Origin of the sequence: Paraburkholderia sp., from assembly GCF_035948235.1 — a bacterium.
Classification (GTDB): Bacteria; Pseudomonadota; Gammaproteobacteria; order Burkholderiales; family Burkholderiaceae; genus Paraburkholderia.
This window is the reverse complement of sequence record NZ_DASZJJ010000114.1, coordinates 1-8,329: the sequence shown is the minus strand read 5'-3', so window position 1 is coordinate 8,329 and position 8,329 is coordinate 1. Positions and strand designations below refer to the sequence as shown.

Genomic DNA, 8,329 nt, shown 5'->3' with positions numbered 1-8,329 from the left:
CCCAGCGCGGAACTGCTCGAAGACCGCGTGCAGCAGGCGCTCGACCTGCTCAAGCGCGTGCGCGAGCGCTGGACCTTCGTGGGCGAGAAGCTCGACATGTCGTTGCGCGAGGCGCAGCACTACCTCGTGCAACTGGGCTATGAAGCGCTGGCGGAGAAGTTCGCCGATCGCGTCGATGTGCAATCGGGCGTCACGGTTTTCGACGTGACGCAGGACCGCACGGTGCGCATCTCGTGGAAGCAGGAAATCCGCGCCGAACTGCGCCAGATCTTCAATGGCGGCGCGTTCAAGCCGATCCTCGACGAAGCCCAGGCGATCCACAAGAAGGTGTTGCGCGGACGCGTGTTCGTTGCGCTCCACATGCACGCCGGCGACGGCAACGTGCACACCAACCTGCCGGTCAACTCGGACAACTACGAGATGCTGCAGGACGCGCACCACGCGGTTGCGCGCATCATGAAGCTGGCGCGTTCGCTCGACGGCGTGATTTCGGGCGAGCACGGCATCGGCATCACCAAGCTCGAATTCCTCACCGAAGACGAAATCTCCGAATTCCGCGCCTACAAGCAGCGCGTCGATCCGGAAGGGCGCTTCAACAAGGGCAAGCTGCTCGAAGGCGCGGATCTGCGCAACGCCTACACGCCGTCGTTCGGCCTGATGGGCTACGAGTCGCTGATCATGCAGCAATCCGACATTGGCGCGATTGCCGAGTCGGTCAAGGACTGCCTGCGCTGCGGCAAGTGCAAGCCGGTGTGCGCCACGCACGTGCCGCGCGCGAACCTGCTGTACAGCCCGCGCAACAAGATTCTCGCCACGTCCTTGCTGGTCGAAGCCTTCCTGTACGAAGAGCAGACGCGCCGCGGCGTGTCGATCAAGCACTGGGACGAGTTCAACGACGTGGCCGACCACTGCACGGTCTGCCACAAGTGCGTGACGCCGTGCCCGGTCAAGATCGACTTCGGCGACGTGACGATGAACATGCGCAATCTGCTGCGCAAGATGGGCAAGAAGAAGTTCAACGCCGGCAACGCGGCGGGCATGTTCTTCCTCAACGCCACCAATCCGCAGACCATCAATCTGGCGCGTACCGCGATGATGGGCGTGGGCTACAAGGCGCAGCGCCTGGGCAACGACGTGCTCAAGAAGTTCGTCAAGAAGCAGACGGCGCATCCGCCCGCATCGACGGGCCGCGCGCCGGTGGTCGAGCAGGTGATCCACTTCGTCAACAAGAAGATGCCGGGCAACCTGCCGAAGAAGACGGCGCGCGCGCTGCTCGACATCGAAGACAACAAGATCGTGCCGATCATTCGCAATCCGAAGACTACGAGTGTGGATTCGGAAGCGGTGTTCTATTTCCCGGGCTGCGGTTCGGAGCGTCTGTTCTCGCAGGTGGGTCTGGCGACCCAGGCAATGCTCTGGGAAGCGGGCGTGCAGACCGTGCTGCCGCCGGGCTATCTGTGCTGCGGTTATCCGCAGCGCGGCTCGGGTCAGTTCGACAAGGCCGAGAAGATCGTCACCGACAACCGCGTGCTGTTCCACCGCGTCGCCAACACGCTCAACTACCTCGATATCAAGACCGTGGTGGTGTCGTGCGGGACGTGTTACGACCAGTTGGCCGGTTATGAATTCGACAAGATTTTCCCGGGCTGCCGCATTATCGACATCCACGAGTTCCTGCTGGAAAAGGGCATCAAGCTCGATGGCGTGAGCGGTACGCGCTACATGTACCACGATCCGTGCCATACGCCGATCAAGACGATGGACCCGGTCAAACTCGTCAACGAACTGATGGGTTCGGAAAAAGACGGCTACAAGATCGAAAAGAACGATCGTTGCTGCGGCGAGTCGGGCACGCTCGCGGTGACGCGTCCGGACATTTCGACCCAGGTGCGTTTCCGCAAGGAAGAGGAAATCCGCAAGGGCGCGGCCAAGCTGCGCGACATTCCGATCATCGGCAACGGTGCGAACGGCGTGCAGCCCGCCACCCAGCAGGAAGCGGGCGGCCAGGGCAAGGCGCAGGACGTGAAGATCCTGACGTCGTGCCCGTCGTGCCTCCAGGGTCTGTCGCGTTACAACGAGGACGCCAATGTCGAAGCCGATTACATCGTGGTGGAAATCGCCCGTCACGTGCTCGGCGAGAACTGGATGGCCGACTACGTGAGCCATGCGAACAATGGCGGAATCGAGCGCGTGCTGGTCTAATGTCAGCGCCAATTTTTCCGTAACACGGGTTCGAGGACGACGATGGGATGCGTATTCTGTAATGAGGAAGGCGGTGAAGTGCTGTGGGAAGACGAGCGTATGCGCATCGTTCTCGCGACCGCTGAAGCCGAATATCCCGGCTTTTGCCGCGTGATCTGGAATACGCATGTCGCCGAGTTCTCGGATCTCGCCGATGCCGACCGGGAACACCTTATGCGCGCCGTTTATGCGGTCGAGCGGGCGCTGCGCCGCATCATGCAGCCGTCGAAGGTGAACCTGGCGAGTCTCGGCAATCAGGTGCCGCATGTGCATTGGCACGTGATTCCGCGCTTCACGAATGACGCGCATTTCCCGATGTCGGTATGGTCGCCGCGCCAGCGTACGGTGTCCGAAGCGATGCTCGGGCAGCGCCGCGCGCAGGCCACGCTGCTGCGCGAGGCGGTGCGTCAGGAAATGGGCGCCGCGGGTGCGGCAGGGCAGACGCAGCAGGATTGAGCGAACGCGCGTGAAGCGGCGAAGCAGCCGTTCGTGCGCGTTCCTGAGTGTGTAGCCCGGGCACGCGGCGCATTCGAGGCTCGCAAGGTTCGACGCAATAGTCGATCAGGGACAAACATGAGTGGACTGAAATCCGATACGCCGATTCCGACCGGCGTCGTGGTGCACGCGCTGTCGCGTGTGCTCGAACTGCAATATGCGAACGGCGAGAGCTATCGCATTCCGTTCGAACTGATGCGCGTCTATTCGCCCTCGGCCGAGGTGCGTGGCCACGGCCCTGGCCAGGAAACGCTGCAGACCGGCAAGCGCGAAGTGACGATCACGGCGCTCGAAGGCGTCGGCCACTACGCGCTGCAGCCCACTTTCTCCGATGGCCACAACACCGGCATCTACTCCTGGGACCAGCTCTACGAGCTGGCGACGCGTCAGGACGCGCTCTGGGCAGACTATTTCGCCAGGCTCAAGGCAGCGGGCGTCGAGCGCGATGCGCCGATGAACCCTGCGCCTGCCGCGCACGGCCACTGCCACTGACGCTTCCTGTTACGATCCAGCCGCCGCGCGAGGGGCGCGGCGCACTCCATCTAAAAGATCCGGACACGATCCGGGTCAAGACCCGCGAAAGGACGAGCGCGATGAGCAAAACCCACTTCGGCTATCAGACAGTCGACGAACAGGACAAGGCGAAGAAGGTGGCCGGTGTGTTCCACTCGGTCGCCTCGAACTACGACCTGATGAACGACCTGATGTCGGGCGGGCTGCACCGCGCCTGGAAGGCGTTCACGATCGCGCAGGCGAACATCCGCCCCGGCGCGAAGGTGCTCGATATCGCGGGCGGCACGGGTGATCTCTCGATGGCGTTCGCGAAGAAGGCAGGCCCGACCGGCGAGGTCTGGCACACCGACATCAACGAATCGATGCTGCGCGTGGGCCGCGACCGACTCATCGATAAAGGCGTGATCACGCCCGCGCTGCTGTGCGACGCCGAGAAGATTCCGTTCCCGGATAACTACTTCGACCTGGTGACGGTGGCCTTCGGTCTGCGCAACATGACCCACAAGGATCGCGCGCTGGCGGAAATGCGCCGCGTGATCAAGCCAGGCGGCCGCGTGATGGTGCTCGAATTCTCGAAGGTCTGGGAGCCGCTCAAGAAGGCGTACGACGTGTACTCGTTCAAGGTGCTGCCGTGGCTGGGCAAGCGTTTCGCCCAGGATGCGGACAGTTACCAGTACCTGGCGGAGTCGATCCGCATGCATCCGGACCAGGAAACACTCAAGACGATGATGGAACAAGTCGGCCTCGATGCCGTCAAATATTACAATTTGTCAGCTGGCGTGGTAGCCTTACATGTCGGGACAAAGTACTAATGTTCCTAAATCTCTGTCTTTAAAGGAAATTTCGCCATGTCTGAGACTCGTAACAATGCTTCCAAAAAGCTTTCAATGTCTTGGGCAAGGCGGATCGGCACCTTTGCGGTGATCGGTGCGATCGTCGCCGGTAGCATGGCTTCGCTCGACGCTGAAGCAAAACGCATGGGTGGCGGACGCAGCTTCGGCAAACAGTCGTCGGTGGCGTCGCAGCGCAGCACCACGCCGCCGCCCGCACAACCGAGCCCGACGCAGCAAGCCGGCGCGCAGCGCGCTCCCGGCGCAGCCGCGCCGACGCCCGCGCCCGCACCGGCGCGCAACCGCTGGCTTGGGCCGATTGCCGGTCTCGCGGCGGGTCTGGGCATCGCCGCGCTGCTCTCGCACTTCGGTCTGGGTGAAGCGTTCGCCGGCATGATGGCGAACATGATCGTGATCGCGCTGATCGCCTTCGTGGCCATCTGGCTGATCCGCAAGTTCATGAGCCGCCGCCGCGACGCGCAGCCCGCGTATCAAACGGGTGGGGCGACGCCGAACCAGGCGGGTGGCTATCGGCCGCAGGAGCCGCGCTACACGGCGCCGCCCACGGGCCAGTACCTCGCGCCCGAAGCGCAGCCGCTCACCACGCCGCAGATCAACCCCGCTGCTGACATTCCGGCTGGCTTCGACACCGAATCGTTCCTGCGTAACGCCAAGGTTTACTTCGTGCGTCTGCAGGCCGCGTGGGACGTGGGCAATATCGAGGACATCCGCGAATTCACCACGCCCGAAATGTTCGCCGAAGTCCGCGTCGACCTCGCGAATCGTGGCGCGCAGAGCAATCAGACCGACGTTGTGCAGCTCAACGCCGATCTTTTGGCGGTCGAAGAGCGCGGCAACGAATATCTGGCGAGCGTGCGCTTCACCGGCCTGATCCGTGAAGAAGCGGGCGCGGCCGCAGAACCGTTCGTCGAGATCTGGAATCTGTCGAAGTCGCGCACGACGGGCGAGGGCTGGCTGCTCGCGGGCATCCAGCAGGTGGAGTCGCATTAAGCGCATGAGCGTGCCGGGCGGCGCGACGAAATAGCCGCCGCCCTGCTGCGGCGCGGCCTTGCGCCTCGAACGCTACAATAGGAACCCGCGTGAGCTCGACGCCCGCGCGGGTTTTTTTATTTCCACGCCGATGACCCTCGCCGCCAAGCCCTTCGCCGCCGCTGTCAATCACCTGCTCGCCCGCGAATCGTGGGCCCGCGACCGACTCGCTCCTTACGCAGGCAAGACCGCGCGTCTGTCCTGTCCGCCCGTTGTTTTGACCTTGCTCGTGCAGCCCGACGGCTATCTTGCCGCGGTCGATGAACAGGATGCGGGCCACGCCGACGTCGCGCTTTCGCTGCCTGCGGGCGCGCTCTCGTCGTATGTGCAGGGCGGCCAGTCCGCCGTCATGAAGCACGTCAAGATCGAGGGCGACGCCGAATTCGCGCAGATCATCGGCAAGCTTGCCGAACACCTGCGCTGGGAGCCCGAAGAGGATCTCGCGAAGCTGATCGGCGACGCGCCGGCCTCGCGCATCGCGTCGTTCGCGCGCGCCGCGCACCAGCAGGCGCTGCGCACCGGCCGCAACGTGTTGGGCTCCGTCACCGAGTATCTGCTCGACGAACAGCCGCAGCTCGTTCGGCACGCCGAGCTCGACAGTTTCAACACCGAGCTGTCCCGCGCGCGCGATGCGCTCGCGCGCGTCGAAAAGCGCATCGAGCGCCTTGAACAAAAAACACAAGCGCGCGGCGCGGGCGGGGTCCAGAACCCGGCCTCGCGCGGCCCGAGCCCGCTACAAGGCAATTAAGACATGCGTTTTCTGCGTTTCCTGAAGATTTTCTTTACGGTCATCCGCTTCGGTCTCGACGAAATGATGTTGAGCCGGATCAATGACCGGCGCGTCAGACTGCTGCTCCGCATCACCACGATTGGCCGCAAGTTCGATCAACCGCCGGGCGTGCGTCTGCGCCTCGCGCTCGAAAGCCTCGGCCCCATCTTCGTGAAGTTCGGCCAGGTGCTGTCGACGCGGCGCGATCTGCTGCCGCTCGATATCGCCAACGAACTCGCCAAGCTCCAGGATCAGGTGCCGCCGTTCGAATCGCAGGTGGCGATCGACATCATCGAAAAATCGCTGGGCGCGCCCGTCGACGTGCTGTTCGACGACTTCGAGCGCGTGCCGGTGGCGAGCGCCTCGATCGCGCAGGTGCACTTCGCCAAGGTGAAGTCCGGGCAGCATGCGGGCAAGGCGGTGGCGGTGAAGGTGCTGCGCCCGAACATGCGTCCGGTGATCGATTCCGATCTCTTGCTGCTGCGCGATATCGCCGTGTGGGCCGAGCGCCTGTGGGCCGACGGCAAGCGCCTGAAGCCGCGCGAAGTGGTCGCCGAATTCGACAAGTATCTGCACGGCGAACTCGACCTGATGCGCGAGGCCGCCAACGGCAGCCAGCTGCGCCGCAATTTCGCGGGCCTCGATCTGCTGATGGTGCCCGAGATGTACTGGGAGTTCAGCACCGCCAACGTGCTGGTGATGGAGCGCATGGTGGGCGTGCCGATCAGCCAGGTGGACCGGCTGCGCGCAGCGGGCGTCGATATTCCGAAGCTTGCGCGCGAAGGCGTGGAAATCTTCTTCACGCAGGTGTTCCGCGACGGTTTTTTTCACGCCGACATGCACCCCGGCAATATCCAGGTGAGCCTCGATCCTGCGCATTTCGGACGCTATATCGCGCTGGATTTCGGCATCGTCGGCGCGCTGTCGGACTTCGACAAGAATTACCTCGCGCAGAACTTCCTCGCCTTCTTCAAGCGCGACTATCACCGCGTCGCCACGCTGCATATCGAGTCGGGCTGGGTGCCGCCCACCACGCGCGTCGAGGAACTGGAAAGCGCGATTCGCGCGGTCTGCGAGCCGTACTTCGATCGCGCGCTCAAGGATATTTCGCTCGGCCAGGTGCTGCTGCGCCTGTTCCAGACCTCGCGTCGCTTTAACGTGGAAATCCAGCCGCAGCTCGTGCTGCTGCAAAAGACCATGCTCAACGTGGAAGGGCTGGGGCGCTCGCTCGATCCCGAACTCGATCTCTGGAAGACGGCCAAGCCGTATCTGGAGCGCTGGATGACCGAGCAGATTGGCTTGCGCGGCTGGTTCGAGCGCCTCAAGATCGAGGCGCCGCAGTGGAGCAAGACGCTGCCGCAATTGCCGCGTCTGGTGCATCAGGCGCTGCTGCATCGGCAGGAGCCGGGCCACGCCAACGATGAGGCGATCCGCCAGATTCTTGCCGAGCAGCGCAAGACCAACCGACTGTTGCAGGGCCTCGTGGTGTTTGGCGTGGCGGTGGGCGTCGGCATGGTGGCGGCGCGCGTGTGGCTGGCGCTGGCCTATGGATACGGCGGCTGACATAGAGCGCGCCGTGCGGAACATGGGAGTGAGACGATGAGCGACCCGACCCCTCCGGCACGGCCGGATCAAACGCAAAATTCAACGCCGAACTCGGCCCCGGAGTTCGAAAGCCGCGACCCCGCCGCCCCGGCGTTCTGGGACGAGCGCTTCGAGCGCGGCTTCACGCCGTGGGATCAGGCGGGCGTGCTGCCGGCCTTCGAGGCATTCGCGACGGCGCACCCGGACGCCGCTGTGCTGATTCCCGGCTGCGGCAACGGCTGGGAAGCGCGCTGGCTGGCAGAGCGCGGCCGCACGGTGCGCGCCATCGACTTCGCGCCGCAGGCGGTCGCGCACGCCCGCGCGGCGCTGGGCGAACATGCGGACGTGGTGGAGCAGGCGGACTTCTACACCTACGCGCCGCCGTTCACGCCGGCCTGGATCTTCGAGCGCGCGTTCCTGTGCGCGCTGCCCAAGGCGCAACGCGCGGACTACGCGCGCCGCATGGCGGAACTGCTCGCGCCGGGCGCATTGCTGGCGGGATATTTCTTTATCGGCGAGACGCCCAAGGGGCCGCCGTTCGGCATCGCGCGCGCCGAACTCGACGCGCTGCTCACGCCGTATTTCACGCTGATCGACGATCAAGCCGTGCAAGGCTCGCTGCCCGTGTTCGAGGGGCGCGAGCGCTGGCTGACGTGGCGGCGCAACAGCTAGAACCGCGATGGCGACCAGGCGGCAACGGCGCGTTCATCGCGTCGTGCGCCTGAAAACAAGCCAAAGTACTTGATCGGCCGCAAGCCGTCCCCAACTACGCGCAGGTGCCCTGCGTTCCACCGTCCCGGCAATTCCCGGGCCAGGCGAGCGTTTGCGGCTATAATTCAAGGCTTTG

The 8,329-nt window shown here is 64.2% G+C and carries 8 protein-coding genes; all 8 read left to right on the top strand.

All coding sequences use genetic code 11. From position 1 onward, the window contains the following. Nucleotides 1-2,202: FAD-binding oxidoreductase (locus VG320_RS10105; protein ID WP_327199974.1), on the top strand; the 2,202-nt coding region annotated here is incomplete at its 5' end. Between the two features lie 42 nt (nucleotides 2,203-2,244). Beyond that, entirely contained in the window at nucleotides 2,245-2,697 is a 453-nt protein-coding gene (locus VG320_RS10100; protein WP_327199973.1) for an HIT family protein, read from the top strand. A gap of 117 nt (nucleotides 2,698-2,814) precedes the next feature. Then, on the top strand, nucleotides 2,815-3,228 hold the full coding sequence (locus VG320_RS10095; protein WP_327199972.1) for a DUF971 domain-containing protein: 414 nt from the start codon (nucleotides 2,815-2,817) through the stop codon (nucleotides 3,226-3,228). Between the two features lie 101 nt (nucleotides 3,229-3,329). Continuing rightward, a complete protein-coding gene (gene ubiE / locus VG320_RS10090) occupies nucleotides 3,330-4,061 on the top strand; it encodes a bifunctional demethylmenaquinone methyltransferase/2-methoxy-6-polyprenyl-1,4-benzoquinol methylase UbiE (protein ID WP_103707846.1) in 732 nt (243 codons plus the stop codon). Nucleotides 4,062-4,097: 36 nt separating this feature from the next. Further along, nucleotides 4,098-5,090 (top strand): Tim44 domain-containing protein, encoded by a 993-nt coding sequence (locus VG320_RS10085; RefSeq protein ID WP_327199971.1) that lies wholly within the window; start codon nucleotides 4,098-4,100, stop codon nucleotides 5,088-5,090. 130 nt (nucleotides 5,091-5,220) lie between these two features. Beyond that, nucleotides 5,221-5,877: a ubiquinone biosynthesis accessory factor UbiJ gene (locus VG320_RS10080; RefSeq protein ID WP_327199970.1), complete on the top strand. Its 657-nt coding sequence runs from the start codon at nucleotides 5,221-5,223 to the stop codon at nucleotides 5,875-5,877. Between the two features lie 3 nt (nucleotides 5,878-5,880). Next, the gene (gene ubiB, locus VG320_RS10075) at nucleotides 5,881-7,461 is read left to right on the top strand and encodes a ubiquinone biosynthesis regulatory protein kinase UbiB (RefSeq protein WP_327199969.1); all 1,581 of its coding nucleotides are present in this window, start codon (nucleotides 5,881-5,883) and stop codon (nucleotides 7,459-7,461) included. Nucleotides 7,462-7,497: 36 nt separating this feature from the next. Continuing rightward, entirely contained in the window at nucleotides 7,498-8,154 is a 657-nt protein-coding gene (locus VG320_RS10070) for a methyltransferase domain-containing protein (RefSeq protein ID WP_327199967.1), read from the top strand. Nucleotides 8,155-8,329: the final 175 nt, after the last annotated feature.